Here is a 26,653-nt window from a genome sequence, read left to right as displayed (position 1 = left end):
GCTCACCGGCCGTGCTCAGCCGGTGAGCCGGACCGGCAGGACGTGGGTGCTGTTGCTGACGAAGCTCGGGTGCGCCGGGAGCTCGGTGTCCGGGACGGCGAGGTCCAGCGCCGGATACCGGGTGAACAGCGCCTGGAGGGCCACGGTCGCCTCCAGCCGGGCCAGTGGCGCGCCCAGGCAGTAGTGCGGGCCGTGGCCGAAGGAGAGGTGCCGGGCGGCGGGCCGCCGGGTGACGTCGAACCGGTCCGCGTCCGCCCCGTAGGCGTCCGGATCGCGGCCGGCCGCCGCATAGGAGGCCAGCATCGGGGTGCCGCGCGGGACGAGGGTGCCGCCGATCTCCAGGTCCCGGACCGGGTAGCGGAACGGGAAGTGGGCGACGGGGCTGTCGTAGCGCAGCGTCTCCTCGACCACGTCGTCCCAGCTCGCCCGCCCGGCCAGGACCAGCTCCAGCTGGCCGCGGTCGGTGCACAGCGCCCGGACCGCGTTGGTGATCAGGTTCAGCGTGGTCTCGTGCCCGGCGATGATCAGCGACAGCAGGGTGCCGACCAGCTCCGGTGCGCTGAGCCGGTCGCCGTCCTCCTCCCTGGCGGCGAGCAGCGCGCTGGTCAGATCGTCACCGGGGTCCGCCCGCCGGGCCTCGGCGACCTCCGTGAGGAGGGCGGTGATCTCACGGTTGGCGGCCAGCACCTGGGCCGCGGTGCCGGCCGTGCCCACGATCAGGTTCGACAGCTCGTGCAGCCGGTCGCGTAACGCGGGTTTCACGCCCAGCAGTTCGCAGATCACGCCCATCGGCAGCGGATAGGCGAAGTGCCGGCGCAGATCCACCGTGCCGTCGGCGTCCGCGGCCCGCGGCAGCGCGTCCAGCAGCCCGGCCGTCAGCTCCGCGATCCGCGGTCGCAGCGCCGCCACCCGCCGCCCGGTGAACGCCTGCGTCACCAGGCCGCGCAGCCGCCGGTGGTCCGCCCCGTCGGCGGTCGTCATCCCCTCGATGGCGGCGAAGAGGGTCAGCGGCCAGCCGGGCGGCACCGTGCCGTCGTGCAGGGCGGTGAAGTGGCAGGCGTTCTTGGCGACTTCGGGGTGCGTCAGCATCTCGCGCAGCACCTCGTGGCGGGTGACGGCGACCGCGGGCACCTCCCCGGGCAGCAGCACCGGCACCACCGCCCCGTCCTCCCGCAGCCGTGCGTCGGCCGCGGCCCGGGCGGCGCCTCCGGGGGCGAGCCGGTGCGGCTCCCGGCCGGAGTGTGCGGGGCAGGCGGCGGCCGGGGGCACGGGGCGGATGGCGTCGGTCATCGGCGGTCCTCACAGATCGGGGCGGAGATCCGGGGCGGTGCACAGGCCCGCACGGCGCGGACCACGACTGCACGGCCCACGATTCCAGCTGCCGGCCACCCCGAACAGGCCGCCACGGCGCGGCGCCGGGCCGTCCGCCGCCCCGTCCGCGCGGCCGGAACCGCGGCCGCGCCGCCGCTTGTGCCACCATGCGCCTCGGCCCTCTTGCGGACCTGAGACAATCGGTGCCATGGCTCTCGATCGCCCACGTGTACTCTCCGGTATCCAGCCCACGGCCGGCTCCTTCCACCTCGGCAATTACCTCGGTGCGGTGCGCCAGTGGGTGGCCCTGCAGGAGTCCCACGACGCCTTCTACATGGTGGTCGACCTGCATGCGATCACGGTCCCGCAGGACCCGGCGGAGCTGCGCCGCAACACCCGGGTCGCGGCCGCCCAGCTGCTCGCCGCCGGCCTCGACCCGGAGCGCTGCACGCTCTTCGTCCAGAGCCATGTGCCCGAGCACGCCCAGCTCGCCTGGGTCATGAACTGCGTCACCGGCTTCGGTGAGGCCTCGCGGATGACCCAGTTCAAGGACAAGTCGGCCAAGCAGGGCGCGGACCGTACGACGGTGGGCCTGTTCACCTACCCCGTGCTGATGGTCGCCGACATCCTCCTCTACCAGGCCGATCAGGTCCCGGTCGGCGAGGACCAGCGCCAGCATCTGGAGCTGACCCGCGATCTCGCGGACCGCTTCAACACCCGCTTCGGCGACACCTTCACGATCCCGAACCCGTACATCGTCAAGGAGACGGCGAAGATCTTCGATCTTCAGGACCCGTCGATCAAGATGAGCAAGTCCGCCTCCTCGCCCAAGGGCATCATCGACCTGCTCGACGACCCCAAGGTCACCGCGAAGAAGGTCAAGAGCGCGGTCACCGACACCGACACGGTCATCCGCTTCGACCGCGAGGCCAAGCCGGGCGTCAGCAACCTCCTGACGATCCTCTCCACGCTCACCGGCACCTCCGTCCCGGACCTGGAGCGGTCCTACGAGGGCAAGATGTACGGCGCTCTCAAGACGGATCTCGCCGAGGTGATGGTCGATTTCGTCACACCGTTCCGCAACCGCACGCAGGAATACCTCGACGATCCCGAGACCCTGGACGCGATCCTGGCCAAGGGTGCGGAGAAGGCCCGCGCGGTCGCCGCCGAGACCCTCGCCACCACCTATGACCGGCTCGGATTGCTGCCGGCGAAGCACTGAAGGGACCGTCCGCGAGACGGCTCGGCTCCGGCCGCGCGGGGCGGCCGGAGCCCGGGAAATCCACCCCGCGAAGCCCGGGAGTCCGCTTGTCACAGGAGCAGGGGACGCTCCCCGCAAACGGCGCCCACCCGGCACACTAAGAGGGTGCGCGAGAGCGCCGCACACACGTCAGGAGGGAGAACACAGTGGGGACCGTAACGCTGGGCGTTTCGATCGCGGTCCCGGAGCCTTACGGCAGCTTCCTCCAGAGGCAGCGCGAGGGCTTCGGGGACCCTGCCGCACCGGGTATCCCCACGCACATCACCCTCCTCCCCCCGACGGAGGTCTCCGCCGGGGCGCTGCCCGGCATCGAACGCCACCTCGCCGAGGTCGCAGCCGGCTTCCGCCCCTTCCCGCTCCGCCTGGAGGGCACCGGCACCTTCCGCCCGCTCTCCCCGGTGGTCTACGTGAAGGTCACCGAGGGCGAGGCGGGCTGCACCGCGCTCCAGGCCCGCATCCGCGCCGCCTCCGGCCCGTGCGCCCGCGAGCTGCAGTTCCCGTACCACCCGCACGTCACCGTCGCCCACAACATCGCCGACGCCGACATGGACCGCGCCCAGGCCGGCCTCCGGGACTTCTGCGCGACCTGGACCATCGGCGGCTTCGCGCTCTACGAGCAGGGCGCGGACGAGGTGTGGCGCCTGGAGCGGGAGTTCCCCTTCCCGCCGCAGACGGCCGGCGTCCCGCGCCAGGCCGCCGATCTCTCCCGGCCGCCCGCGCCGTCCTGCTGACGCCCGCCGTCGGCGCTCGGCGCGTCACCGCTGGGACCAGGCCTGCCTTGCTCGCCCCGTAGTGGAAGTCCGTACGGCGGCCGCGTTCACGGGCCGGACGGGCGGTGCCGTACCCGATGGCCGACCGGGACGTATGGGAAACGGCATGTCCGGGGTACCCGGACGTTAGTGTTCCGGTCAGCCGGGGCACCGGCCGGAACATCCAGCCCGGGCCGGCGGGCGCGTGGGCACGAGGGGAATGCCATGGACTGGTTGCGCACACTGCCGGTGATCGGACCGCTCATCGGCCGGCTGATGACCACTCACCTGTGGCGCGCCTACGAGCGGATGCTCCGGGTGCACTGGACCCGGCTCGCCGCCGCGATCACCTTCACCAGCTTCGTGGCCCTCTTCCCGCTGCTCACCGTCGCCGCCGCGATCGGCGCCGCACTGCTCAGCGACGAGCGGCTGCACACGCTGGAGCACAAGCTCGCCGAACAGCTCCCCGGCCTCTCGGACCAGCTCGACATCGCCGGCCTCGTCGCCCACGCCACCACCGTCGGCCTGGTCGCCGGTGCCGCGCTGCTGCTCACCGGCATCGGCTGGGTCGACTCGCTGCGCGACTGCCTGCGCGCCGTATGGGAGAAGCCCGACGAGGACACCAACTTCTTCCTCGGCAAGCTCCGGGACGGCGCGCTGCTGCTCGGGGTCGGCGGTGTCGCCGTGCTCTCCCTGGCCTGCTCGACCTTCGCGTCCGCCGCGGTGGGCAAGGTGGCCGAGGTGATCGGCCTGCCGGAGGGCGGCGTCGGCAGCATCCTGCTGTCGGCCGCGGGGTTCGTGATCGCCGTCCTCGCGGACTTCCTGCTGCTCGCCTACATACTGACCCGGCTCGCCGGCGTCCATCCGCCCCGGCGCTCCGTCGTGGTCGCCGGACTCCTCGGCGCGATCGGCTTCGAAGCCCTGAAACTGCTGCTCAGCGGCTATCTCCAGGGCGTCGCCGCCCGGAGCATGTACGGCGCCTTCGGCACCCCGGTCGCGCTCCTGCTGTGGATCAACTTCACCGCGAAGCTGCTGGTGTACTGCGCGTCCTGGACGGCCACGGAGGGGGAGAAGCGCACGGTGGGCGAGGAGCTGAAGGTGCCGGGGGAGGGGCCGGACGAGACCCCGGGACGGGAACGGCCGGACGGGACGGAACGGCCGGAGGGCAAGGAGGGACCGGAGGGCAAGGAGGGGCCGCAGCGCCCCCGGGCGGCCTGACGCCACCCGGCCCGCTCCGGCCCCGCGCGCCGCCGGCCCGGCCCCGGACCGCCCCCGTCACCCGGCCCGCTCCGTACTACCCGCCGCCGCTCACTTCCCGGCCCGGCGCCCCCGTACCCGCTCCGGCAGCGGACGGCGGCGGTGCACGGCGTACGCCACCGCGCCCAGCAGCGCCAGGGTCCCGCCGGCGACGCCCACCGCGGTCCAGGCGCCGCCCGAACCGCCGGAGTTGTCCAGCGCGGCCTGGGTGTTGTCGTGCGCGCCCTTCTTGTCCTTGGGGCCCACGGCGCCCGTGCCGTCGTCCTCGCTGCGGGGGCCGACGAGCCGGCCGACCGGTTCCACCTTGTCGGCCGCCGCGAAGCCCCAGTCGAGCAGCTTGGCGGCCTCCCGGTAGCCCTCGTTGTGCTCCCGCTTCTCCGGGTGCATGACCGTGACCAGCAGCTTGCGGTCACCGCGCTGGGCGACCCCGGTGAAGGTGGAGCCGGCGTTGGTGGTCGAGCCGTTCTTCACCCCCGCGATGCCCGGGTACGGCTTCATGTCGAAGTCGCCGCTGAGCAGCCGGTTGGTGTTCTGGATGCCGAACGAGGCGCGCTTGCCGTCCTTGCCCTTGTCCCCGGGGAACTGGGCACTGGCCGTCGAGCAGTACTCGCGGAAGTCGGCGTTCTGCAGTCCCGCCCGGGCGAACAGGCTCAGGTCGTACGCGCTGGAGACCTGGCCCGGCGCGTCATAGCCGTCCGGCGTCACCACATGCGTATCGGTGGCGTTCAGCTCCTTCGCCCGCTGCTGCATCTGGGCGACGGTGGTCTTCGTCCCGCCGTTCATCGCCGACAGCGTGTGCACCGCGTCGTTGCCGGACCGCAGGAAGACCCCCAGCCACAGGTCATGGACCGTGTAGCTCAGGTTCTCCTTTATCCCCACCAGGCTGCTGCCGATGCCCATGCCCGCCAGGTCGGCGGGCTTGACCGTGTGCTTCTGGTTCTTCGGGAACTTCGGGAGCACGGTGTCGGCGAACAGCATCTTCAGCGTGCTGGCCGGCGCGAGCCGCCAGTGCGGGTTCTTGGCGGCCAGCACCTTGCCGGTCTCCGCGTCGGACACGATCCAGGACCGGGCCGTCAGCGCGTCCGGCCCCGGCAGCTTCGGGGCACCGGGCTTCGGCGCCACCTGGACGCCGGGTGCACCCAGCCGGTCCCCGCCGATCTGCGACATCTTCGCCGGCGGCGCGGGAGCCTTGGGATCGGCGTACGCGGTGCCGGCCAGCAGCGGCGAGGCCACCAGCCCGGAGACGGCCAGCGCGGCGGCGGTACGCAGGCGGAAGCCCGGACGCGCCGCGTGCCCGGCGGTGGCGGACGGAACGGCCGAGGCAGTCGGCGCGGCCGAAGCGGTCAGGTCGGTCGGATCGGGGGAAGCCGTGGAGGCACAGGAGGTCGTCGGCACGTCGGTGAACGTACCCGGCTTTTCCCGTGACGCCGACAGCACCCCACGGAAGAGTGCCCCTGTCGCCCGCCGGATGGAGCCGCTGCCCATACTGGGATCTATGAAGCTCTCTCGCCCCGTGTCCTGGTTCCTGCTCGCCTTCGGGGTGTGGAGCTGGTTCATCTGGATCACTTTCGTCAAAAACCTCTGGAAGGACGGGAGCGGTCTCGCCTTCGACGACGCGGGTGACCCGACCGCCTACTTCTGGGTCCATCTGCTGCTCGCGGTGGCGTCCTTTCTCTTGGGGACGGTGATTGGTGTGATCGGGTTCCGCGGAGTCCGCGCACTGCGCCGCGAGGCCGCCGACCGCACCGCTGACCAGCCCGTCTCTCCTTCCTCGTCCGCCTCCTGACCGACGGGAACGGGGAGCCGCCGTGATCTTCGCGCTGATCGTGGTCCCGGTCCTCGGACTGTTCTTCGGCGTGCACCGCTATCTGTGGTGCCGGCTGGTCCGTGACACCACGAAACCCGGCAGCCGGCCCCGCAGCGTGGGCACCGCCGCCGCCTTCGCCCTCCCGCTGATCGCCCTCGGCGCCGTGCTGTCCGGCCCGGCCGGCCTTCCCTTCCCCGTCAAGCAGACCCTGGCCTGGCCCGGCTACCTATGGCTGGCCATGGTGCTCTATCTCACACTGGCGCTGCTGGCGGGCGAGCTCGTCCGGGCGGCGGGGCTGTGGGCCCTCCGTCGCCGCAAGGCCGCGGAACCCGACCCGCCGGCCACCGCCCCCGCACCGCCCGCCGGCCCTCCCGGCCCCGCGCCCCCTTCGCCTTCCGCGGCCCCCACCCTCCTCCCGCCCGGCACCCCCGCCCTGCCGCCGCCCGCCACCCCGCCCCGCCGGCTCTTCCTCGCCCGGGCGGTCGCCGCCGGCGCCTCCCTGGCCGCCACGGCCGCCGTCGGATACGGCACCGCGACGACCCTGCGCGGCCCGATGGTGAAGCGCGTGACGATCCCGCTGGCCAAACTGCCGCGCGCCGCCCACGGCTTCCGGATCGCCGTCGTCAGCGACATCCACCTCGGCCCGATCCTCGGCCGCGCCCACACCCGGCGCGTCGTCGAGGCCGTCAACAGCACCTCCCCCGACCTGGTGGCCATCGTCGGCGACCTGGTCGACGGCAGCGTCGCCGACCTCGGCCCGGCCGCCGAACCGCTGCGCGAGCTGCACTCCCGGCACGGCGCGTTCTTTGTCACCGGAAACCACGAGTACTACTCGGGCGCCGAGCAATGGGTCGACCACGTAAGCGAGTTGGGCATCCATCCGCTGGAGAACGCGCGGACCGCGCTCCCCGGCTTCGACCTCGCCGGCGTCAACGACCTCACCGGCCAGACCGAACAGGCCGGCCCGGACTACGACCGGGCGCTCAGCGGCCGGGACCCGGCCCGCGCCGTCGTGCTGATGGCCCACCAGCCGGTGACCATCCACGACACCGTCCGGTTCGGCGTGGACCTCCAGCTCTCCGGCCACACCCACGGCGGCCAGATGTGGCCCTTCACGTACGTCGCCGCGGCCACCAACCCCACCGTCGCCGGGCTGCAGCGCTACGGCGACACCCAGCTCTACGTCACCCGCGGCGCGGGCGCCTGGGGGCCGCCGGTGCGGCTGGGGGCGCCGCCGGACGTCACGGTGGTCGAACTCGCCTCGCTGCGGGCCTGATCGCCAAGGTGATCAGCGAACGCATCGGTTGCGCCAAGAAGGTAACAACCCCTCTACAAACTACGGCCTCATCCTGCGCCAATCCGGACAGATCCCGACATTCGATCTTGCAGTAGTAGGGGCCAACTCCCTAGTATTTATTGACTTCATATTGTCCTTGGCGTGACGGCTTTGCGGGCGGTGCGAGCAGGACGAGCGGGGAACGGGGAGAGCGGTAATGAGCGAGCGGTTCAAGGTCGACCTCGACGAACTGGACGGCGTGGTACGCCAGCTCCGGCGCCTTCGGGCCGATATGGATGAACCCAGCCAGAAGGTGAAATACAGCACGACGATCCCGGCGTCGGCATTCGGCGTCGATTTCCTTGAGGCCGGAAAACTCGCCAAGGCCCATGACGGCATGCAGGAGTACATGTCGCAGGTCATCAATGCCCTCCAGGACCTCATCCACCGGTTCGGCGAGAAGACGGAAGCCAGCCGGGGCGCGTACGAGGACCAGGAGCACGAGACCAAGACGTCGATGAACGGCTGAGCGGCCCGCGGGATGCACGGACGAGAGACGGAGCTGGAAATGAAGGGGGGCCTGCATGGTTGACGCCAAGCAGGAGTACGACAACGCCAAGGCGATGGAGCAACAGCGCAAGAACCACGAGCGGGAGGAGCGGCTCAAGTCGTTCAAGGGTCAGCACCTGACCCCCCGTTCGCCGTCCGACTTCCATCACCACGGCATCGACGCACTCCGCGCGATGATCGCCAACGCCAACCCTGAGGCGATCGAGACCTCCGGCCACCACTGGCGCGCCTCCGCCGACCGGCTCGGCGGCGAGGACGGCCAGGGCGGTATCCGCAAGTCCTTCATGGACGCCGTCGAGCACGCCACGGCGCACTGGGAGGGCTCGGCGGCCCAGGCGTTCCGCAGGGAAGCCGGCAAGGTCCTGGAGAAGATCGACCGGACCTACCAGCACTCCCGCAACGTCGAGTCCACGCTGATCGGTTCGCGCTCCTCCGGGCCGGAGGTCGGCGTCGCGCACAACCTGCGCGAGGCCAAGGCGACCATGTCCAAGATCCATGACCCGGGCCTCGTGGACCGGGCCAAGGACGACAGCGGCGACGACAGCCAGTTCAAGCAGGACATGCAGAACCCGAAGATGGACACCCGCATGGCGCTGGAGCTCAACCGGGACAACCTGTCCCTGAGCAAGGAGCGCCAGGTCGAGGCGGTCATCGTGATGGATGAGCTGGCGGCGCATTACGACGGGCAGGGCAAGCGGCTCAACGACGGGATCGAGCCGGGCGGTCCCGGCGACGACTGGCCGAAGCCCCCGTCCTCCCACCCGGCGCCGCCTCCGGTGCGGATGCCCGTGATAGGTGGCACCCACCCGAAGGACTCGTCGTCGGGCTCGGACGCGCCCAACGGCGCGGGTGGCCACGCCGTCCCGAAGGGCTTCGACAGCCCGCACCACGTGGCGCGGCCCGAGGTGCCGGTGACGACCGGGCTGGACAGCGTGCAGGGCGGCACTCTTACTCCGCCGTCGGTCGGCGGCGGCGGTATCAGTGGCGGCACGGCGGGCGGCGCTCACGGCATGCCCGGCGGTGCGGGCGGTGGCTTCCCCGGTGGTGCGTTCGCGTCCGGGGCCATCGGCGCGGCGGGTGCCCTCGGTGCCGGCGGGATGCGCGGCGGCATGCCGGGCGCCGGCCTCGGTGCGGGCAAGGCGGGCGCGGCCGGTGCGGCCGGACGCGGTGGCCCGCAGGCGCGTACCCGTGGCGGTCTGGTCGGCAAGCCGGGCGGCCCGGCGGGCGGCGCCAAGCAGGGCGGCTCGGGGCTGCACCGCAGCCGCGGCGGCAAGCAGGCAGGCATGGCGGGCGCGGCCGGAGCCAAGGGCAAGGGCAAGGGGGACAACAAGGAGCGCGGACAGCGCCCCGACTACCTCGTCGAGGACGAGGAGACCTGGACCCCCGAACGTCAGGTGGCCCCTCGCGTCATCGAGTAGCCCGACGATAACGTCGCATGCGGCCAATGAGGCATGGCCCCGCACCCGAGTGTGCGGGGCCTTTCCTCAGGCGGGACAATGCCGCCCGGAGCACAGCAAGAAGGAGCGAGGATGAGGGTCACCCGAACACTGCGCGCGACGGCGGGTGCTGCGCTGGCCGGAGCGCTGCTGCTGGCTGCGAGCGGTACCGCCTCCGCGGATCAAGTACGCAAGGATCTGTGGCCGCTGGAGGCGTTCGGGTCCCAGCAGCTCTGGAAGGAAGCCACCGGCAAGGGCGTGACGGTGGCCGTGCTCGACAGCGGCTTCCGGGAGACCCATCAGGACCTGACGGGGCAGTTCCTTCCCGGGCCGGACTTCGGAAAGGCAACGGAAGCCGAGGGGGCCAAGCACCTTTCCGCCGGTCAGGACATCCGGGACCACGGCACCGCCATGGCCGGAATCATCGCGGGGCACGGACACGGCCCGAACGGCTCCCAGGGCGTCAAGGGCCTGGCGCCGGACGCGAAGATCCTCCCCGTCCCGGAGTACAAGAACAGCGGACAGGCCACCCGATGGGCCGTGGACCACGGCGCGGACGTCATCAACATGTCCTATGGCGGGGACCTGGCGGGTGACGACTGCGAATCCATCCAATACGCCCTGAAGAAGGGCGTCGTGGTCGTGGCGGCTGTCGGCAACGACGGCTGGTCCCAGAAGAGCTACCCGGTGGGCTGCAAGGGGGCGATCGGCGTCGGCGCGGTCGACCAGTACGGCGAGGCCTCCGACGCCAACAACTACAACTCGGACATGGATCTGCTCGCGCCCGGAGTGAAGGTTCCGGTCGCGATGGGCAAGAGCGATTCCGACTACCGCACGTCCGCAGACGGCAGTTCGGCCGCGTCCGCTTATGCCTCCGCCGCGGCGGCCCTCGTCAAGCAGAAGTTCCCGGACCTCACTCCCGGCCAGATCGCCAACCGTCTGGTGAAGACCGCCGGACTCGCGCAGGCCGAGAAGGACAAGCATCTCAAGCTCCCCGACGCGCACTACGGCTACGGCTTCATCCAGCCCGGCCCGGCCCTGCGCCGCCACATCGAGGCGGGCCCGGCACAGGGCCCGCTGCCGATGCCGGACGACAAGGCGTCCCAGAACGCCGCGGGCAAGGGCTTCGACCCCGACCCGCCCATGAGCGGCAAAAAGGCCGTCATGCTCTACGGCGGCATCGCCCTCGGCGTCCTCGTCGTCGCCGGCATCATCATCGCCATCGTGGTCTCCGTCCGCCGCCGCAACAACCCCCGCCCCCAGGCCTGGGGCTGACCCGCACGGCAACTCCGGGCGGCCGGATCCGTCCCCTCCGGCGGGAAAAAAAATCAGGCGACGCGGCCCCGGCCGTCCGGCTAGCTTCCCTGGTCATGGACCCCGTAGGTGACAAAGCAATACGTGCCTCCTTCGTCAACTGCTCGAAGGGGGAGGCGAGCAGGCTCCCGCTGCCGCCGGGGCTGGCCGGGCTCCGCTGGGACGACCTGGACTTTCTCGGGTGGCGTGATCAGGGGGCGCCGGACCGCAGCTATCTGGTCGCGCCGCGGGGCGACGCGCTCGTCGGGGTGACGCTCCGGGTGCCGCAGGGCGTCCGGCGGAGCTTCACCAAGACGACGGTGTGTTCGGTCTGTGTGACCGGGCATCCGGGCTCCGGTGTCAGCCTGCTCGCCGCGCGCCGGGCCGGCCCGTTGGGACGGCAGGGAAACACCGTCGGCACCTATCTGTGCGCCGACCTCGCCTGCTCCCTCTACGTCCGCGGACGCAAGCGGTCCCAGCTCGCCGGGCGGCACGAGGAGACGCTGCCGCTGGAGGAGCGGATCGCCCGTACCGTGCGGAACCTGGACGCCTTCCTGGACAAGGTGCTGGAGGGCGAGCGCTGACGGCAGTGGGGGAGCGGGCAGTTGCTCCCCCACTGCCGCAGGACCTTCAGGTCCGGGACGCCGGCCCCCGGCGCTCCCGGTCCGCGGATTCCTCAGGCGCGAGTGCCCGGCCCGACGTCCTTGGGCCCGGCGTCCTTGGACCCGCCGTCCTTCGCCCCGCCCCGCTTCGCCGCCCGCCCCGACAGCAGGAACTCGCCCAGCACCGACGATATTTCGCGCACCAGGGGCCGTACGACGCGGAAGCGGGAGACGGCCACGGCGCGGGCGACGAGGGGGGCGCTGCGCTCCACCAGGGCGCGGGTGCGGGCGCAGCCCGGTGAGCGGTCGTACACCCAGTACAGGACGATGCCCATCTGCTGCAGCCACAGCAACTGCGGCAGCTGCTCGGCGAGTTCGGGCGCGTACTTGATGTCCGACCCGGCCAGCGTCCGCCGGTGGAGCTCGATGGCGGCCTCCCGCGCCCCCTGGGACTGTGCGGAGAACGGGCTGAGCGGACTCTCGGGGTCCGCGGCGTTCTTGAAGAACTGGGTCGCGAACTCGTGATACGGATCCGCGACGTCCAGCCAGGCGAGCAGGACGCCGCGGATCCGCCGGCCCAGGTCCTTCTCCCGGTCCAGCACGTCCCGGACGGCCTCGGCGTGCTGCTCGCCGATACGGTCGTAGAACCCCTGGACGAGGTGTTCCTTGGACGCGAAGTAGTAGTAGGCGTTGCCGACGGAGACCCCGGCCTCCTGGGCGATGGCCCGCATGGTGGTCTTGTCGTAGCCGCGGTCCTGGAAGAGGCGCAGGGCCGTCTCCAGGATCATCGTCCGGGTCCGCTCGCTCTTGGTGCCCGACGCGGGGCGTCGCTGCGGGCCGGTCCCCTCGGCCGCGCCCTCGGCGCCCGTCGCGTCCGTTGTTGCTTCGTCCACACCCCGACCCTAGCCGGAGCCGGCCGTGCACCCGCCGAGGCCCTCGGGGCTCTCGTCCGGGTCCCGGGTCCTGGCCCGGTAGCGCGCGGCGGCGAGGACGGCGGCGCGGGCCAGCGGGGCGCCCGCCGGGCCGACGAACCGATGGGACATGGGCCGGTATGCGGCCAGTGCCCATAGGCACACCACCCAGGCCGCGTGGCCGGTGTAGAGCTGTCCGCCGTCCCCGATCACGGTGATCTCCCGCAGCGTGGCCTCGTGGTCGAGGCCGGGGAAGCGGGCGCGGGTCTCGGGGGTAGCCACCGGCAGCAGCTCCAGGGGGACCAACTGCCGCTGCCGGACCAGCCAGTCGTGCACCCGTGTGCACAGCGGGCAGTGGGGGTCGTACAGCACGGTGAGCCGGCGGACCGGGACGGCGCTGCCGCTCCGGTCCGCCGGGTGGCCGGCCACCTCGCTCACACCCCTGTCGCGGGCGAGGTCTCGGTCCAGCCCTGCGGTGCGACCGGCGGCAGTTGCTCGCGCTCCATCACCCCGCGCCGGCGGATCTTGTTCAGGACGAAGACATTGGCCAGGTGCAGCGCCCCGAGCACCAGCAGGACGACACCGAGCTTGACCGACAGTGCCTCGACGAGCCGGCGGGTGTCGGCGACGGCGTCCGCGGCCTTCAGATACAGCGCCACAAAGCCGAGGTTGACGAGGTAGAAGCCCACCACCAGCAGGTGGTTGACGGCTTCGGCGAGCTGTTCGTTGCCCTTGAGTACATCGGCCAGGAAGACCCGTCCGTTCCGGCTCAGCGTGCGGGCGACCCAGACGGTGAGTCCCACGCTGATGACCAGGTACGTGACGTACGTGGTGACTGTGAGGTCCATACCCCACCCCCTTTGAACGTGTTCAAAAAGTAGGTTCAGCAGGAACTGTAGACCTGTTTTTGAACGCGTTCAAGTGAGCGGGCGACTGCTTCTCGGCGCAGGGATATCCGCTCAAGTCCGTCGACTCCTGCGGGCGTTCGGCCACGGCGGGACGTCCGGAGGTGCGCGGCGGCCCGGAGGCTACCCGCCGGTTCCGGTTGCGGCTGCCCGTCCCCGCACAGATCCTCGTGACCACACCGCTCGGACAGTGCCGCAGAAGCAGGGGGACAGGTGCTCAGAGTGCATTTCACGGCGCAGGATCTGGCGCGTACGCGGGTGGCCGACGGGGCCGACCCGCTCTGGGAGACGGCGCTGAGCCTGCACAGCCTGCGGGTCAGCCGGACCGAGCCGGCGCTGGCGGCCTGGCGGCAGCACGCCGTGCGGCACGGGCCGGGGCCGCTGCCGACGCTGTTCGCGCTGGTCCCGCTGACCGGCTACTTCCCCGATTTCCTCACCCCGTTCGCGTCCCAGTACGGGGTCGAGCCCGGTCTGGAGGCCGTGATGAGCACCCCGCGGCAGCGGCTGCGGGCCGAGCTGACGCGGCTGTCCGGGCACCGGGCGCTGCCGGGGTGGGCGCGCGGTATCGCCGAGGGGGAGCCGGCCGCGCTGCGGCGGCTCGCGCGCGGCCTGCGGACGTACCACCATCTGGCGGTGGCGCCGGCCTGGCCGCGGATCGCACAACGGGTCGGGGCGGACCGGGAGTTGCGCAGGCATGCCCTGGCGCAGTCCGGGATGGAGGCGATGCTGCGGACGTTCGGCGCATCGATGCGCTGGCGGCGTCCGGTGCTGGAGGTCGACTATCCGTTGGAGCGGGAGCTGCACCTCCAGGGACGGGGCCTGGTCCTCGTCCCCTCGTACTTCTCCTGTGGCCACCCGCTGGCGCTGGTGGACGAGGCGCTGCCGCCGGTGCTCGTGTACCCGGCGCAGGCGGACGGGCAGGCCGAAGGGCCTCGCCTCCGGATGTACGGAGGCGAGGCCCTTCGGGACGTGCCGGCGCTGCTCGGCGGCCGGGTCGGAACCCGGATCGCCGCCGGGATCAGAAGCGGCGGGTGATCAGCGCGCGCTTCACTTCCTGGATGGCCTTGGTGACCTCGATACCGCGCGGGCAGGCGTCCGTGCAGTTGAAGGTCGTCCGGCAGCGCCAGACGCCGTCCTTGTCGTTGAGGATCTCCAGGCGCTGCTCGCCGCCCTCGTCGCGCGAGTCGAAGATGAAGCGGTGCGCGTTGACGATCGCCGCCGGGCCGAAGTACTGGCCGTCGTTCCAGAACACCGGGCACGAGGACGTGCAGGCGGCGCACAGGATGCACTTGGTGGTGTCGTCGAAGCGCTCGCGGTCCTCGGCGGACTGCCGGCGCTCACGGGTCGGCTCGTTGCCGGTCGTGATGAGGAAGGGCATCACATCGCGGTAGGCCTGGAAGAAGGGCTCCATGTCGACGACAAGGTCCTTCATCACCGTGAGGCCCTTGATGGCCTCGACGGTGATCGGCTTCTCCGGGTTGATGTCCTTGATCAGCGTCTTGCAGGCGAGGCGGTTACGGCCGTTGATCCGCATGGCGTCCGAGCCGCAGATGCCGTGCGCGCAGGAACGGCGGAAGGTCAGCGACCCGTCCAGCTCCCACTTGATCTTGTGGAGGGCGTCCAGGACGCGCTCCTTCGGGTCGATCTCCAGCTGGAAGTCCTCCCAGCTGGCGTCCTCCGAGATCTCCGGGTTGAACCGGCGGATCCGGAAGGTGACCGTGATCAGATGCGAGGCACCGTCCTCGGCCGCATCCAGCGCGGCGGAGTGCTTGTCGAGAGTCGGGGTGCTCATCAGTACTTACGCTCCATCGGCTGGTAGCGGGTCTGCACGACCGGCTTGTAGTCGAGGCGGATCGACTCGGTGCCGTCTGCGCCCACCTCGCGGTACGCCATGGTGTGCCGCATGAAGTTGACGTCGTCGCGGTTGGGGAAGTCCTCGCGGTAGTGACCGCCACGGGACTCCTTGCGGGCCAGCGCGGACACCGCCATGACCTCGGCCAGGTCGAGCAGGTTGCCCAGCTCGACGGCCTCCAGCAGGTCGGTGTTGAACCGCTTGCCCTTGTCCTGGATGGACACGTTCAGGTAGCGCTCGCGCAGCTCGCCGATCTTCTCGACCGCGGTCTTGATCGTCTGCTCGGTGCGGAACACCATCACGTTGGCGTCCATGCACTCCTGGAGCTCCTTGCGGATCTCGGTGACCCGCTCGCTGCCCGTGGAGTTGCGCAGCCGCTCGACCTGGTCGAGGACCTGCTTCGCCGGGTCGTCGGGGAGCTCGACGAACTCGGCGGTGGCCGAGTACTCCGCCGCCGCGATGCCGGCCCGGCGGCCGAAGACGTTGATGTCCAGCAGCGAGTTGGTGCCCAGGCGGTTGGCGCCGTGCACGGAGACACAGGCCACCTCGCCGGCGGCGTACAGGCCCGGCACGACGGTGGTGTTGTCGGCCAGCACCTCACCCTCGACGTTCGTCGGGATGCCGCCCATGGCGTAGTGCGCGGTCGGCTGGATCGGGATCGGGTCCGTGTACGGCTCGATACCGAGGTAGGTCCGCGCGAACTCGGTGATGTCCGGGAGCTTGGCGTCCAGCTGCTCCGGCGGCAGGTGGGTCAGGTCCAGGTAGACGTGGTCGCCGTCCGGACCGCAGCCGCGGCCCTCGCGGATCTCCGTGTAGATGGAGCGCGAGACGACGTCACGCGAGGCGAGGTCCTTCATGACGGGCGCGTACTTCTCCATGAAGCGCTCGCCGTCCTTGTTGCGGAGGATGCCGCCCTCACCACGGGCGCCCTCCGTCAGCAGGATGCCCATCCGCCAGATGCCCGTCGGGTGGAACTGGAAGAACTCCATGTCCTCCAGCGGCAGCCCGCGGCGGTAGGCGGCGGCCTGGCCGTCACCGGTCAGGGTGTGCGCGTTGGAGGTCACCTTGAAGAACTTGCCGGTGCCGCCGGACGCGAAGATGATCGACTTCGCCTGGAAGACGTGCACCTCGCCGGTGGCCAGCTCGTACGCGACCACGCCCGCGGACTTCTTGACGCCGTCGACGTCCTGGAGCAGCAGGTCGAGCACGTAGAACTCGTTGAAGAACTCCACGCCCTCCTTGACGCAGTTCTGGTACAGCGTCTGGAGGATCATGTGGCCGGTGCGGTCCGAGGCGTAGCAGGACCGGCGGACCGGGGCCTCACCGTGGTTACGGGAGTGGCCGCCGAAGCGGCGCTGGTCGATCGTGCCGTCCGGCGTGCGGTTGAACGGCAGGCCCATCTTCTCCAGGTCGAGGACCGAGTCGATGGCCTCCTTCGCCAGGATCTCGGCGGCGTCCTGGTCGACCAGGTAGTCGCCACCCTTGATCGTGTCGAAGGTGTGCCACTCCCAGTTGTCCTCCTCGACGTTCGCGAGGGCGGCGGCCATACCGCCCTGGGCGGCGCCGGTGTGGGAGCGGGTCGGGTAGAGCTTCGTCAGGACCGCGGTGCGGCTGCGCTTGGTCGACTCGATGGCCGCGCGCATGCCCGCGCCGCCGGCGCCGACGATGACGGTGTCGTACTTGTGGATCTTCATGGTTCCAGTCAGCCCCGGCTTCAGGAGATGTTCGGGTCGAAGGTGAAGATCACCAGCGTGCCCAGAAGGACGGTGAACACCGTCGCGGTGTACAGCAGCATCTTCAGCCAGAAGCGGGTGTTGTCCCGCTGCGCGTAGTCGTTGATGACCGTACGCAGGCCGTTGGCGCCGTGCAGCATGGCCAGCCACAGCATCAGCAGGTCCCAGACCTGCCAGAACGGGGAGGCCCAGCGGCCGGCCACGAACGCGAAGCCGATCTTGGAGACACCGCCGTCGAGGACCAGCTGGATCAGCAGGTGACCCAGGACCAGGACGACCAGCACGATGCCGGACAGCCGCATGAACAGCCAGGCCTGCATCTCGAAGTTGCCGCGGGAAGCGCTCCCGGTCTTCTTGGTGCGCTTGCGCGGCGGCTCGATGACCGGAGCGGGGTTGTCCACGTCGTAGAGCGAGACGCCGTCCGTCGCGCCCGCCGCCGTGGCCTCTGCGGAGGTGGTTTCAGCAGACATCACGCGTCAGCTCCCGAACAGCGTGCGCAGGGTGTGCTGCAGCACGGGGTAGAAGGCACCGGCCATCAGCACGACCCAGACACCGACAACGGTCCACAGCATCTGCTTCTGGTACTTCGGGCCCTTCGCCCAGAAGTCCACCGCGATGACCCGCAGGCCGTTGAGCGCGTGGAAGAGGATGGCGGCCACCAGGCCGTACTCCATCACGTTGACGAGAGGCGTCTTGTATGTCGCAACGACGTTGTCGTACGCCTCGGGGGAGACGCGTACGAGAGCGGTGTCGAGGACGTGTACGAACAGGAAGAAGAAGATGAGGACGCCGGTGACTCGGTGAGCCACCCAGGACCACATGCCTTCCCGGCCGCGGTACAGCGTTCCAGCCGGCACGGAAATACCCTCCGGGAGCGGGGATTGGGGCGCCAGCCGGCTTCTCTGTCGGTCGGGCCCGGCCGGGTACGGTCCTCCGGCCGCTGGTCATCGTATCGACGAGCTGTCGGTTCCTCGCGTGGGGGTCCTTAGGTGTGATCAAACAGGCACCCAACGGGCTATCACACCAGTGAGAACCAGGGCGTTCCCGGACACGGGCGGCGAATCGCTACCCTACGTCGGCCATCAGCCGCCTCAGCCGGCCGCGGGCCAGCCGGCGCAGCTCGTCCGCGGTGACCGCCCGCTCCTCGTCCGCTTCGTTGTTCAGCCGGGTGCGGAGGGCGGACAGCACCTGGTCGAGCAGCTCGTCGTCGCGATAGCCGTCCAGGCAGATGACGAAGACATGACGAAAGCGCCGTTCGTATTCGGCGTGCGCGGCGCGCAGCGCGGTGTGGGCGGCAAGCGTGCCGGGGCCGCGGGCGCCGACGAGGGGCTGCGGGGAGAGCGACTCCTCGGCGAGCGCCTCGTCCAGCTCGGCCGGGTTCAGGTCGTAACAGGCCTCGTCGGAGGCGGCGAGCAGGGACTCCAGATCCGGGTACGGGCGGTGCGCGGCGACCCGCTCGGCCCAACGGCGGCTGCCGCAGCAGCGCAGGAGCACGGCGAGGTTGTCGTCCCGGGCCAGGGCGTTGAAGCGGGCGAGTCCGAGGCCCTCGGGGCGGGGGCGCGGCAGCGCGGTGCCGCGGACCCACGACGATATGCCGCCCCAGGGCGTGTGCGGCGGGGGCAGCGTCGGCGGCCGGGCGGCCGGGGTGTCACCGGACAGCGTGGGCTCCTCGGACGGATGCGAATGGATGGTTTCGACGGGTGCGGGGCGGGCTGCTGAAGGAAGCTGGGGAGAAGCGGACCGAAGCCGGGACGCGGACGAAGCGGCGGAGGGTGTGACGGTGGTGCGTGGGACACGACACCCCGGCGGTATCCGGCGGTTCCTGGAGAGCCCTGTGAAGGGGGTGACCGCTGGAGACGCCACGCTAACGACGCTTGTCGACCACTGTCCGACGGATGCGCGAATTTCACCCGGATGAGAGAGCTCTCGCGCGTGCGGTGGACGACCGACTCCGCACACCTGGCAATGCCTTCGCCCCGAAAAGTGAGGATTGCACGATGTCGAATCCGATGCGGCCGCCGCGCACCCCGCGGCCCTCGGCCTCCCCCTGCCCCCGGACGACGATCCGGAGCGGCACCGCCCGGTCCGCCCTGCCGGCCGTCGCACTCACCGGTGCGCTGCTGCTCGCCGGCTGCTCCGGCACCGCGGACACCGAGCCGCCCGGCAGCACCAGCGCCAAGATGAACCCCTCCCCGGCGACCACCCCCACCTGGGCGCCGGTGACCGGATCACCGCAGGTCATCCCGGCCGTCCGCAGCTTCCGCCGGGCCGATGGGCGCGGCTGGCGCCCGTCCTCGGGGGCCCGTGTGGTGGTACCGGCCGGCGCGAAGAGCAATGTCGCCGACGAGGCCCAGCGGCTGGCCAAGGAACTCGGCGGGATGACCGTCGTCTACGGCGACCAGACGGTGCGGCCGGGCGACATCGAGGTGAAGCTGAGCGGAAAGAACGGGGCCGACAACGTGCCCGTGCAGAGCACCGCCGACGAGGCGTACACGCTCACCGCCAGCGGTACCCGGCTCACCCTCACGGCCCCCACCGACGCCGGAATTTTCTACGGCACCCGCACCGTCAAGCAGGCCGTCCGCGCCGCCGGCGGCCTTCCCGAGGGCACCATCGAGGACCGGCCGGACCGCCCGCAGCGCGGCATGTCGCTGGACAACGCCCGCAAGCCGTACACCCAGGACTGGATCGAGGCCCGGCTGCGGGAGATCGCCGACCTCAAGCTCAACCAGTTCCAGCTGCACTTCTCCGACGACCAGGGCTTCCGCATCCAGAGCGACACCCACCCCGAGGTCGTCTCCGCCGACCATCTGACCAAGGCCCAGGTCCGCCAGATCATCGCGCTGGCGCGCAGCCTGCACATCTCCGTCGTCCCGGAGCTGGACTCGCCCGGCCATCTGGGCGCCGTGCTGGACCACTATCCGGATCTGCGGCTGCGCAACGCCCAGGGCCGGGTGATCCCCGGCGCGATCGACATCTCCAACCCCAAGGCGGCCCCGCTGATCGACTCGCTGCTGAAGGAAATGAGCGAGCTGTTCACCAACCCCAAGGGCGCTCCGGCCTACTGGCACCTGGGCGGGGACGAGTACCAGGCGCTGATGTCGTCCTCCCCGTCCACCTCGTATCCGCAGCTGGCCCGGGCCGCACGGCAGAAGTACGGGTCGGGCGGCACCGTCGAGGACCTGACGACCGGCTGGCTCAACGACCGGCAGAAGACGGTGGAGGCCAAGGGCAAGAACCGCATCGAGGCCTGGAACGACGGCTTCTTCGCGAGCCCCCGGGTGTCCGCCGACAAGAACCGGATGGTCGACTACTGGACCGGCAAGGAGACCGGCAAGCGTGACCCCGCGTCGTTCCTGCGCGAGGGCCGCAACGTCATGAACTTCAACGACGAGTACCTCTACTACGTCCTCGGCGAGCCCAACCAGTTCACCTATCCGACCGGCCAGCGGATCTACCAGAGCTGGACCCCGATGGTGCTCCGCGGCACCCAGCCGGTGGCGGTGGCCGCGAGCATGACCGGCCCGGGCCGGATCCCCGGGGCGCGCTTCGCGATCTGGAGCGACCGGGCGCAGGCACAGACCCAGCAGCAGGTGGCCGCCGGAATCCGGCTGCCGCTGGCGGCGCTGGCGCAGAAGACCTGGGACCCGCGGACGCCCGCCCTGTCCTGGGCGGCCTTCCAGGCGCTGGCGAACCGGGTGTGAATCAGGTGAGAGAACGAGGACGGCCGGGGCCGCCACCCCCCACAGGAGAGGCCCCGGCCGTCGTTCGCGAAGGGCCATGACGGCCCCCTATCCGGTACAGCGCCGAACGGCCCGAAAGCGTCACACGGCGTACGGACAGAAGAACCGCCAGTGCTCTGGACGCGGGCCGGGGCAGGGCCGTAACGTGCGGATCTGTGCAGGTGAGCGCGGTGTTCGTGGCGTTTTCCGGCGGCGGAGGAGAAGGCCTCCGTCCCGGGGTCAGGGGCGGGTGCCGGTGCGCTTTCGGCCGGGGCTCCGGCCCCTGCGTGCTCCCCGGTTTCCGGCGCCGCCGGGCCGGCGGCGCCTCCCCTCCCGGGTTCGGCGCCGGGCGGGCGCACACGTTACGGTCTGCGGGAACATCCCGGTTACCGGGGGTTCCCGGCCGGCGGCAGCAGCAGTCGGCAGTGCAGCCACGGTGCCCGGTGGTTGTGGCCGGGCGGAGCAACAATGCAGCAAGGACCGGGCGGCGGACATTCCGCGTGCGACAGGATGGACCCGTGCGAGGGGACGACATTCAGCCGGACGACCGTCGGCTGACGGTGGCCGTGCAGGCGGCACAGGCCGGAGACGAGGCGGCGTTCCGTACCGTCTACCGCGCCGTACACCCCCGACTATTGGGATATGTACGGACTTTGGTGAGCGAACCGGACGTCGAGGACGTCACGTCGGAAGCCTGGCTCCAGATCACCCGCGACCTCGCGCGCTTCAGCGGCGACGCCGACCGCTTCCGCGGCTGGGCCGCCCGTATCGCCCGCAACCGCGCCCTGGACCACATCCGGATGCGCGGCCGCCGCCCGGCGATCGGCGGCGACGAAAGCGAACTGGCCGACACCCCCGCCGCCTCCGACACCGCAGGCGAAGCGATGGAAGCCCTCGGCACCGGCCGCACCATGCAGCTGATAGCCCGGCTGCCGCAGGACCAGGCCGAGGCCGTGGTGCTCCGGGTGGTGGTCGGACTCGACGCCAAGAGCGCCGCGCAGGTGCTCGGCAAACGGCCCGGCGCGGTGCGCACCGCCGCACACCGCGGGCTACGGCGGCTCGCCGAGCTGATCGGCGACGCACCGGACGGCAGCCGGGACACCCAGCAGGACAGCAGCAGGGACGAGAGCCACGACGGCGGCGACGAAGGCGCCGAGCAAGGCGAAAGTGCCCCCACCGGTCGGGCCGCGCGACGGCCCCGGGGAGGGGGCGGAACGGTGAGTGGGGTGCCCGTACAGGGTCGAAGACGCCGCGACGGCGTGGCGGAATCGTACGTACCAGGTGTGACGGAAACGGCCGCACGAACGCAGAAGGACATGTGATGGCCGACGACCGGTACAACTGGCTCGACAAGGACACCGCGGAGCGGTTGCTGCGCGGTGAACCGGTCGGTGCCCGGCACGGCGACGGCGCACGCGAACTCGAACAGCTCCTCCAGGCCGCCGCCGCGGTCGGCGCCAAGGTGCCGGAAACGGTCGAGCTGCCCGGCGAGGAAGCCGCCATGGCCGCGTTCCGCCGGACCGCCGGCTCCGCGGCCCACACCCGCAGCCGCGGCGCCGACGAGGTGTTCGGGGGCGGGCGCAGCACCGCCGTCGCCGAACGCACCCGGCTCGGCCGCCCCGTACGGCGCGGCTTCGCGGTCGCGCTCGCCGCCTGCGCCATCGGCGGCGTCGCCGTCGCGGCCGGCACCGGCGTGCTGCCCACCCCCTTCCGGGGCGGCGAACCCGACCCCGCCTCCAGCGTCTCGGCCCCCGAGACCCCCGGCCCGCTCGACACCCGTGAGCCCGGCGCCCAGACCGACGGCACCACGGAGAGCACCCCCGACCCCACCTCCAGCGGGCAGGCGGCCGGCCCCGGCACCCCCGCACCCGGCAGCAGCCCCGGCGCCACCACGCCCGGCGGCACCCCCGGCACCGGACACCAGGGCACCGGCGGCACCGGCGGGAACTCCGGGCACGGCGACAAGAAGAACCTCCTGCTCGCGCTCTGCCAGAGCTACGACTCCGGAAAGCGCGACGCCATGGACCGCGACGCCCTCCACCGCCTCGAACAGAAGGCCGGCGGAGCGGACAAGGTCCTCGCCTTCTGCCGCGCCTACCTGGCCCGGTACCAGCACCTCGGCAACTCCGGCGGCGGCAGCGGCCTCGGCGGCGCCACCGGCGGCACCGGATCCACCAGCGGCGTCACCGGCGGCGACGAAGACGACGAGGGCCACCCCTCCCAGTCGCCCGGCGCCACCCCGCCCGCCGGCACGTCCACCCCGGCCCCCGCCCCGTCGGCGACCGCCACGGATCCCGGAAACGCGACGCCCAGCACCACCCCCGCCACGTAGGTGTGACGTTTTTCGAGCGGGTGACGCAGTACTGAATGAAGCCGACTGGTCATCGGCTGCGCGAGGAGCCGGGGTTCCCCCCGTACCCACGGCTCAGCGCATCTGGCGCGGGCGGGGCACGTTCCCCCGGCCCTGCCCGCGCCCCATCTTTGCGCCTAAGCCGGCGCTCGCTCTCGCGGATGTGGTCCCCGGTGTGGGGGTTGCTCAATTTTCGCTTCGGTCAGGGAATTCAGGGGCGGGCCCGTGGTGGATGTGCGGGTTGGTGGGGGCTAGTGGGAAATCACGACCTTGGTGCCCTTCCTCGCTGCGTCGAATAGTGCGGCGAGCTTTTCCTTGTCTCGGACGTTGACGCAGCCGTGTGAGGCGCCTTGGTAGCCGCGGGCGGCGAAGTCTGCGGAGTAGTGGACGGCCTGGCCGCCGCTGAAGAACATCGCGTAGGGCATGGCCGTGTGGTAGAGCGTCGAGACGTGGTGGCGGCTTTTGAAGGTGAGGGCGAAGGTGCCCTCGCGGGTGGGGGTGTACTGCGAACCGAAGCGGACATCCATCGCCGAGACGACCCGGCCGTCGACCACCCACGCGAGGGTGTTGCTCCGCTTGCTGATGCAGATCACCCGGCCCCGCATGCAGCGCGGATCCAGCGCGCCGACCGGACGGGTCGTGGGCGGATACAGCTCCGCATGCGAGGGCCGGCGGGTCTGTGAGCGCAGGGCGAGCCAGACCGCGGGCTGGACGGCGCCCGTCCGGGGCAGGCCCTGCCGGTGCTGGAAGGCACGCACCGCGGACGTGGTGACGGCGGCGTACGAGCCCGTCGGGGAGTGGTCGAAGAGACCCAGCTGGGCCAGTCGCGCCTGGAGTTCGCGGACCCGTGCGCCATGTGAGCCGGGCGCCATCAGCGGCCCGGCGGCCCGCGGCGCATGGTGCGGGGCGCGCGGCGCCGTGTGGTGGGGGCGCGACGGGGTGGAGTGCGAAGGAGTGGGCGGACCGTGCCGGCCGAGCGGCGGGGGAGCGGGTGTGGTGGGGGCGTAGCGGGCGCCCTTGCCGTCCGGTGTGTCGGCGCCGGTGACCGTCACCGGGCGGCAGCCCACCGCGAGCGCCGCCACCACCAGCACCGCGGCCATCGCCGGTGCCGTACGTCGTCCACTGCTGCGCTGCATGCGCCACCCCCGGATCTCGGTGGGCCGACCGGCCACCGGTGACTCTGCCCAGTGCTGCGGCGTGGCGAACCTGCGGGCATGCTGTGGACAAAGAACCACACACCGGATATCGGTTACCCAGTGGGAGGCATGCACCCATGGCGCACGAGTCGGGCACTGTCCGGTACAGCGAGAGCGGCCTGCCCATCGAGCCGGTGTACGGGCCGGAGGCACTGGAGGGCTGGGATCCGGAGCGCCGGCTCGGCGCGCCCGGCGGCTACCCCTTCACCCGCGGGGTCTACTCGTCGATGTACACCGGACGGCCCTGGACGATGCGGCAGTACGCCGGCTTCGGCACCGCGCGCGAATCCAACGCCCGCTACCGGCAGCTGATCGCCCACGGCACCACGGGCCTGTCGGTCGCCTTCGACCTGCCGACGCAGATGGGCCACGACTCGGACACCCCGATCGCCTCGGGCGAGGTCGGCAAGGTCGGGGTGGCCATCGACTCCGTCGAGGACATGCGGGTGCTGTTCGGCGGGATCCCGCTGGACAAGGTGTCGACCTCGATGACGATCAACGCGCCCGCCGCGCTGCTGCTGCTCCTCTACCAACTGGTGGGGGAGGAGGAAGGGGTGCGGGCCGACCAGTTGAACGGGACCATCCAGAACGACGTGCTCAAGGAGTACATCGCCCGGGGCACGTACATCTTCCCGCCGCAGCCGTCTCTGCGGCTGACCGCGGACATCTTCCAGTACTGCCGGGCCGAGATCCCCCGCTGGAACACCATCTCCATCTCCGGCTACCACATGGCCGAGGCCGGCGCCTCGCCCGCGCAGGAGATCGCCTTCACGCTCGCCAACGGCATCGCCTATGTGCGCACCGCCGTGGCCGCCGGCATGGACGTCGACGACTTCGCGCCCCGGCTGTCCTTCTTCTTCGTCTCCCGGACGACGCTGCTCGAAGAGGTCGCCAAGTTCCGTGCCGCGCGCAGGATCTGGGCCCGGGTGATGCGGGAGGAATTCGGCGCGCGCAACCCCAAGTCGATGATGCTGCGGTTCCACACCCAGACCGCGGGGGTGCAGCTCACCGCCCAGCAGCCGGAGGTGAACCTCGCCCGGGTCACCGTCCAGGGGCTCGCCGCCGTCCTCGGCGGCACCCAGTCCCTGCACACCAATTCCTTCGACGAGGCCATCGCCCTGCCCACGGACAAGGCGGCCCGGCTCGCGCTGCGCACCCAGCAGGTGCTGGCGTACGAGACCGATGTGACCGCCACCGTCGACCCGTTCGCCGGTTCCTACGCCGTGGAGTCGATGACCGACGACGTGGAGGAGGAGGCCGTCGCGCTGATGCGGAGGGTGGAGGACATGGGCGGGGCGGTGGCCGCCATCGAACGGGGCTTCCAGAAGGAGGAGATCGAGCGCAACGCCTATCGCCTCGCCCAGGAGACCGACGCCGGCGAGCGGATCGTCGTCGGCGTCAACCGCTTCCAACTCGACGAGGAGGAGCCCTACGAGCCGCTGCGCGTCGACCCGGCGATCGAGGCCCGGCAGGTCGAACGGCTGGCCCTGCTCCGCCACCGTCGCAGCGCCCGCGCCGTGACCGCGGCCCTCGACGACCTCCGAAAGGCCGCCGAGGGCACGGACAACGTCCTCCCGCCGATGCGCGAGGCCCTGCGGGCGAGGACAACGGTGGGCGAGGTGTGCGAGGCGCTGCGGGGGGTGTGGGGGACTTATGTCCCTACGGATGCGTTCTGAGCGGCTTGGCAAGGAGGGGCGGCCCGGGAACAGGCCGGGCTGGTGAAGCGCGCACAGCCCGCCCGGAGGCGGCAGGTCAGGGGACGAGGAGACGGCTGGTGAAGCCGTCGTGGATGAGAGATGCGTAGGCGGCATGCACGTCCTTGGGGACGTCCTGCTCGATGGCGAACCCGAGAAGTGGATACTCGATCACCCGCTGAAGGTCGCCGACGAGCTGATGGACGACGAGGTGCTCGTCGCCGATCGTCTTGAGGTAGTCATCGAACTCCAGTCGGACCGAGGCACAGATCACGTCGACCTCGGGCCACACCTTGCGGGCCGTGGCATAGGCGCGTCGCTCCATATAGGGCATGGAGACCAGCAGCACGGTCTTCGGCGTGATCCCGGCGACGGTCAGGACCTCGCGGGAGAGGGTGATGTTCTGCCCGGTGTTCCTTGCGCCGGTCTCCAGCAAAACCGCGTCCGCAGGCACTCCGAGAGCAAGTGCATGCTCGCGGAAGTGCACCGCCTCGCCGCGGGGGAAGCGTTCGGGGGCCGTGGGGTTGGAGCCGCCGGAGAACACCAGGGTCGGGAACAGGCCCGCCCGGTACAGCTCGGCGCAGAAGGCCGGGACGCCAAGGTCGTGACTGCCCAGGCCGATGGCGACGTCGGTAGGCCCCACGTCGTGGTTCATCTGGTGGTAGTCCCAGATCAGCTTGGCCTGCTGTCGCTGGTCTTCGGTGATGGCCCGCTCGTCGTCCGTCACT

26 protein-coding genes are annotated in these 26,653 nt (G+C 71.2%); 14 read left to right on the top strand and 12 right to left on the bottom strand.

Annotation, left to right across the window (positions count from 1 at the left end; translation table 11 throughout):
- Positions 1 to 15: 15 nt before the first annotated feature.
- Positions 16 to 1,290, bottom strand: coding sequence for a cytochrome P450 family protein (locus CPH93_RS12900; protein WP_096212921.1), 1,275 nt, complete (start codon positions 1,288 to 1,290; stop codon positions 16 to 18).
- Positions 1,291 to 1,519: 229 nt separating this feature from the next.
- Here CPH93_RS12900 and trpS point away from each other — a divergent pair, with 229 nt between their 5' ends.
- The 3 genes from trpS to CPH93_RS12885 all read left to right on the top strand — a co-directional run bounded on the left by trpS (position 1,520) and on the right by CPH93_RS12885 (position 4,539).
- Positions 1,520 to 2,533, top strand: coding sequence for a tryptophan--tRNA ligase (trpS, locus tag CPH93_RS12895; protein ID WP_093649119.1), 1,014 nt, complete (start codon positions 1,520 to 1,522; stop codon positions 2,531 to 2,533).
- 185 nt (positions 2,534 to 2,718) lie between these two features.
- Positions 2,719 to 3,303 (top strand): 2'-5' RNA ligase family protein, encoded by a 585-nt coding sequence (locus CPH93_RS12890; RefSeq protein ID WP_093484786.1) that lies wholly within the window; start codon positions 2,719 to 2,721, stop codon positions 3,301 to 3,303.
- A gap of 243 nt (positions 3,304 to 3,546) precedes the next feature.
- On the top strand, positions 3,547 to 4,539 hold the full coding sequence (locus CPH93_RS12885; RefSeq protein WP_096212920.1) for a YihY/virulence factor BrkB family protein: 993 nt from the start codon (positions 3,547 to 3,549) through the stop codon (positions 4,537 to 4,539).
- 90 nt (positions 4,540 to 4,629) lie between these two features.
- Here CPH93_RS12885 and CPH93_RS12880 read toward each other — a convergent pair whose 3' ends face one another.
- Positions 4,630 to 6,063, bottom strand: a complete 1,434-nt coding sequence (locus tag CPH93_RS12880) for a D-alanyl-D-alanine carboxypeptidase family protein (RefSeq protein ID WP_096212919.1) — start codon at positions 6,061 to 6,063, stop codon at positions 4,630 to 4,632.
- Positions 6,064 to 6,073: 10 nt separating this feature from the next.
- On the opposite strand from CPH93_RS12880, the gene CPH93_RS12875 reads away from it, so the two are divergent.
- The 6 genes from CPH93_RS12875 to CPH93_RS12850 all read left to right on the top strand — a co-directional run bounded on the left by CPH93_RS12875 (position 6,074) and on the right by CPH93_RS12850 (position 11,544).
- Positions 6,074 to 6,364: an SCO4848 family membrane protein gene (locus CPH93_RS12875; RefSeq protein WP_093489064.1), complete on the top strand. Its 291-nt coding sequence runs from the start codon at positions 6,074 to 6,076 to the stop codon at positions 6,362 to 6,364.
- Between the two features lie 22 nt (positions 6,365 to 6,386).
- Positions 6,387 to 7,661 (top strand): metallophosphoesterase, encoded by a 1,275-nt coding sequence (locus CPH93_RS12870; protein WP_096212918.1) that lies wholly within the window; start codon positions 6,387 to 6,389, stop codon positions 7,659 to 7,661.
- A 217-nt stretch (positions 7,662 to 7,878) separates the two neighbouring features.
- Positions 7,879 to 8,190, top strand: coding sequence for a hypothetical protein (locus CPH93_RS12865; RefSeq protein WP_093484790.1), 312 nt, complete (start codon positions 7,879 to 7,881; stop codon positions 8,188 to 8,190).
- Between the two features lie 55 nt (positions 8,191 to 8,245).
- The gene (locus tag CPH93_RS12860) at positions 8,246 to 9,649 is read left to right on the top strand and encodes a hypothetical protein (RefSeq protein WP_096212917.1); all 1,404 of its coding nucleotides are present in this window, start codon (positions 8,246 to 8,248) and stop codon (positions 9,647 to 9,649) included.
- Between the two features lie 111 nt (positions 9,650 to 9,760).
- The gene (locus CPH93_RS12855; protein ID WP_096212916.1) at positions 9,761 to 10,942 is read left to right on the top strand and encodes a S8 family serine peptidase; all 1,182 of its coding nucleotides are present in this window, start codon (positions 9,761 to 9,763) and stop codon (positions 10,940 to 10,942) included.
- 95 nt (positions 10,943 to 11,037) lie between these two features.
- A complete protein-coding gene (locus CPH93_RS12850) occupies positions 11,038 to 11,544 on the top strand; it encodes an FBP domain-containing protein (protein ID WP_096212915.1) in 507 nt (168 codons plus the stop codon).
- Between the two features lie 92 nt (positions 11,545 to 11,636).
- On the opposite strand, the gene CPH93_RS12845 is transcribed toward CPH93_RS12850, so the two are convergent.
- Genes CPH93_RS12845 through CPH93_RS12835 form a run of 3 tightly spaced genes read right to left on the bottom strand, consistent with a single transcriptional unit; the run spans position 11,637 to position 13,321 of the window.
- On the bottom strand, positions 11,637 to 12,455 hold the full coding sequence (locus CPH93_RS12845; RefSeq protein WP_096212914.1) for a TetR/AcrR family transcriptional regulator: 819 nt from the start codon (positions 12,453 to 12,455) through the stop codon (positions 11,637 to 11,639).
- Between the two features lie 9 nt (positions 12,456 to 12,464).
- A complete protein-coding gene (locus tag CPH93_RS12840; RefSeq protein ID WP_093484794.1) occupies positions 12,465 to 12,911 on the bottom strand; it encodes a thiol-disulfide oxidoreductase DCC family protein in 447 nt (148 codons plus the stop codon).
- A complete protein-coding gene (locus CPH93_RS12835) occupies positions 12,908 to 13,321 on the bottom strand; it encodes a hypothetical protein (RefSeq protein WP_093484795.1) in 414 nt (137 codons plus the stop codon). The genes CPH93_RS12840 and CPH93_RS12835 overlap by 4 nt, the downstream gene beginning before the upstream one ends.
- 270 nt (positions 13,322 to 13,591) lie before the next feature.
- On the opposite strand from CPH93_RS12835, the gene CPH93_RS12830 reads away from it, so the two are divergent.
- Positions 13,592 to 14,413, top strand: coding sequence for a DUF5937 family protein (locus CPH93_RS12830; protein WP_231977302.1), 822 nt, complete (start codon positions 13,592 to 13,594; stop codon positions 14,411 to 14,413).
- On the opposite strand, the gene CPH93_RS12825 is transcribed toward CPH93_RS12830, so the two are convergent.
- The 5 genes from CPH93_RS12825 to CPH93_RS12805 all read right to left on the bottom strand — a co-directional run bounded on the left by CPH93_RS12825 (position 14,397) and on the right by CPH93_RS12805 (position 18,556).
- Positions 14,397 to 15,170 carry a succinate dehydrogenase iron-sulfur subunit gene (locus CPH93_RS12825; protein ID WP_093484797.1) on the bottom strand — a complete coding sequence of 258 codons (774 nt, stop codon included), beginning with the start codon at positions 15,168 to 15,170 and terminating at the stop codon, positions 14,397 to 14,399. The two genes, CPH93_RS12830 and CPH93_RS12825, sit on opposite strands and share 17 nt — an antisense overlap.
- Entirely contained in the window at positions 15,170 to 16,924 is a 1,755-nt protein-coding gene (gene sdhA, locus CPH93_RS12820) for a succinate dehydrogenase flavoprotein subunit (RefSeq protein WP_093484798.1), read from the bottom strand. Before sdhA ends, CPH93_RS12825 begins: the two co-directional genes overlap by 1 nt.
- 20 nt (positions 16,925 to 16,944) lie before the next feature.
- Positions 16,945 to 17,433 (bottom strand): succinate dehydrogenase hydrophobic membrane anchor subunit, encoded by a 489-nt coding sequence (locus CPH93_RS12815; RefSeq protein ID WP_006603618.1) that lies wholly within the window; start codon positions 17,431 to 17,433, stop codon positions 16,945 to 16,947.
- A 6-nt stretch (positions 17,434 to 17,439) separates the two neighbouring features.
- Positions 17,440 to 17,820 carry a succinate dehydrogenase, cytochrome b556 subunit gene (gene sdhC / locus CPH93_RS12810; RefSeq protein ID WP_006603617.1) on the bottom strand — a complete coding sequence of 127 codons (381 nt, stop codon included), beginning with the start codon at positions 17,818 to 17,820 and terminating at the stop codon, positions 17,440 to 17,442.
- Between the two features lie 208 nt (positions 17,821 to 18,028).
- Positions 18,029 to 18,556, bottom strand: a complete 528-nt coding sequence (locus CPH93_RS12805) for a 2-oxo-4-hydroxy-4-carboxy-5-ureidoimidazoline decarboxylase (protein ID WP_096215418.1) — start codon at positions 18,554 to 18,556, stop codon at positions 18,029 to 18,031.
- A gap of 404 nt (positions 18,557 to 18,960) precedes the next feature.
- On the opposite strand from CPH93_RS12805, the gene CPH93_RS12800 reads away from it, so the two are divergent.
- The 3 genes from CPH93_RS12800 (at position 18,961) to CPH93_RS12790 (ending at position 23,017) form a co-directional block, all read left to right on the top strand.
- Positions 18,961 to 20,667 (top strand): beta-N-acetylhexosaminidase, encoded by a 1,707-nt coding sequence (locus CPH93_RS12800; RefSeq protein WP_173909798.1) that lies wholly within the window; start codon positions 18,961 to 18,963, stop codon positions 20,665 to 20,667.
- Positions 20,668 to 21,203: 536 nt separating this feature from the next.
- Entirely contained in the window at positions 21,204 to 22,007 is an 804-nt protein-coding gene (locus CPH93_RS12795; protein ID WP_371126825.1) for an RNA polymerase sigma factor, read from the top strand.
- Positions 22,007 to 23,017, top strand: a complete 1,011-nt coding sequence (locus tag CPH93_RS12790) for a hypothetical protein (RefSeq protein WP_096212912.1) — start codon at positions 22,007 to 22,009, stop codon at positions 23,015 to 23,017. The genes CPH93_RS12795 and CPH93_RS12790 overlap by 1 nt, the downstream gene beginning before the upstream one ends.
- Positions 23,018 to 23,286: 269 nt before the next feature.
- On the opposite strand, the gene CPH93_RS12785 is transcribed toward CPH93_RS12790, so the two are convergent.
- Positions 23,287 to 24,135 (bottom strand): L,D-transpeptidase family protein, encoded by an 849-nt coding sequence (locus tag CPH93_RS12785; protein ID WP_096212911.1) that lies wholly within the window; start codon positions 24,133 to 24,135, stop codon positions 23,287 to 23,289.
- 173 nt (positions 24,136 to 24,308) lie between these two features.
- On the opposite strand from CPH93_RS12785, the gene CPH93_RS12780 reads away from it, so the two are divergent.
- A complete protein-coding gene (locus tag CPH93_RS12780; protein WP_096212910.1) occupies positions 24,309 to 25,907 on the top strand; it encodes an acyl-CoA mutase large subunit family protein in 1,599 nt (532 codons plus the stop codon).
- A gap of 76 nt (positions 25,908 to 25,983) precedes the next feature.
- On the opposite strand, the gene CPH93_RS12775 is transcribed toward CPH93_RS12780, so the two are convergent.
- Complete coding sequence (locus CPH93_RS12775) at positions 25,984 to 26,652, bottom strand: YdcF family protein (RefSeq protein ID WP_173909797.1); 669 nt, start codon at positions 26,650 to 26,652, stop codon at positions 25,984 to 25,986.
- Position 26,653: the final 1 nt, after the last annotated feature.

Origin of the sequence: Streptomyces sp. 2323.1 (genome assembly GCF_900221035.1) — a bacterium.
Classification (GTDB): Bacteria; Actinomycetota; Actinomycetes; order Streptomycetales; family Streptomycetaceae; genus Streptomyces; species Streptomyces sioyaensis.
Note: the sequence above shows the minus strand (reverse complement) of the source record. Positions and strands in the feature narration are given on the sequence as shown.

Bases quoted from the DNA above. Each gene is read 5' to 3' on its own strand.
- CPH93_RS12865 (WP_093484790.1), top strand. From the start codon at position 7,879: ATGAGCGAGCGGTTCAAGGTCGACCTCGACGAACTGGACGGCGTGGTA.
- CPH93_RS12790 (WP_096212912.1), top strand. From the start codon at position 22,007: ATGGCCGACGACCGGTACAACTGGCTCGACAAGGACACCGCGGAGCGG.
- CPH93_RS12785 (WP_096212911.1), bottom strand. From the start codon at position 24,135: ATGGCCGCGGTGCTGGTGGTGGCGGCGCTCGCGGTGGGCTGCCGCCCG.
- CPH93_RS12815 (WP_006603618.1), bottom strand. From the start codon at position 17,433: ATGTCTGCTGAAACCACCTCCGCAGAGGCCACGGCGGCGGGCGCGACG.
- CPH93_RS12880 (WP_096212919.1), bottom strand. From the start codon at position 6,063: ATGGGCAGCGGCTCCATCCGGCGGGCGACAGGGGCACTCTTCCGTGGG.
- CPH93_RS12835 (WP_093484795.1), bottom strand. From the start codon at position 13,321: ATGGACCTCACAGTCACCACGTACGTCACGTACCTGGTCATCAGCGTG.
- CPH93_RS12825 (WP_093484797.1), bottom strand. From the start codon at position 15,170: ATGAGCACCCCGACTCTCGACAAGCACTCCGCCGCGCTGGATGCGGCC.
- CPH93_RS12885 (WP_096212920.1), top strand. From the start codon at position 3,547: ATGGACTGGTTGCGCACACTGCCGGTGATCGGACCGCTCATCGGCCGG.
- CPH93_RS12900 (WP_096212921.1), bottom strand. From the start codon at position 1,290: ATGACCGACGCCATCCGCCCCGTGCCCCCGGCCGCCGCCTGCCCCGCA.
- CPH93_RS12850 (WP_096212915.1), top strand. From the start codon at position 11,038: ATGGACCCCGTAGGTGACAAAGCAATACGTGCCTCCTTCGTCAACTGC.
- trpS (WP_093649119.1), top strand. From the start codon at position 1,520: ATGGCTCTCGATCGCCCACGTGTACTCTCCGGTATCCAGCCCACGGCC.
- sdhA (WP_093484798.1), bottom strand. From the start codon at position 16,924: ATGAAGATCCACAAGTACGACACCGTCATCGTCGGCGCCGGCGGCGCG.
- CPH93_RS12800 (WP_173909798.1), top strand. From the start codon at position 18,961: ATGTCGAATCCGATGCGGCCGCCGCGCACCCCGCGGCCCTCGGCCTCC.
- CPH93_RS12860 (WP_096212917.1), top strand. From the start codon at position 8,246: ATGGTTGACGCCAAGCAGGAGTACGACAACGCCAAGGCGATGGAGCAA.
- CPH93_RS12780 (WP_096212910.1), top strand. From the start codon at position 24,309: ATGGCGCACGAGTCGGGCACTGTCCGGTACAGCGAGAGCGGCCTGCCC.
- CPH93_RS12875 (WP_093489064.1), top strand. From the start codon at position 6,074: ATGAAGCTCTCTCGCCCCGTGTCCTGGTTCCTGCTCGCCTTCGGGGTG.
- CPH93_RS12855 (WP_096212916.1), top strand. From the start codon at position 9,761: ATGAGGGTCACCCGAACACTGCGCGCGACGGCGGGTGCTGCGCTGGCC.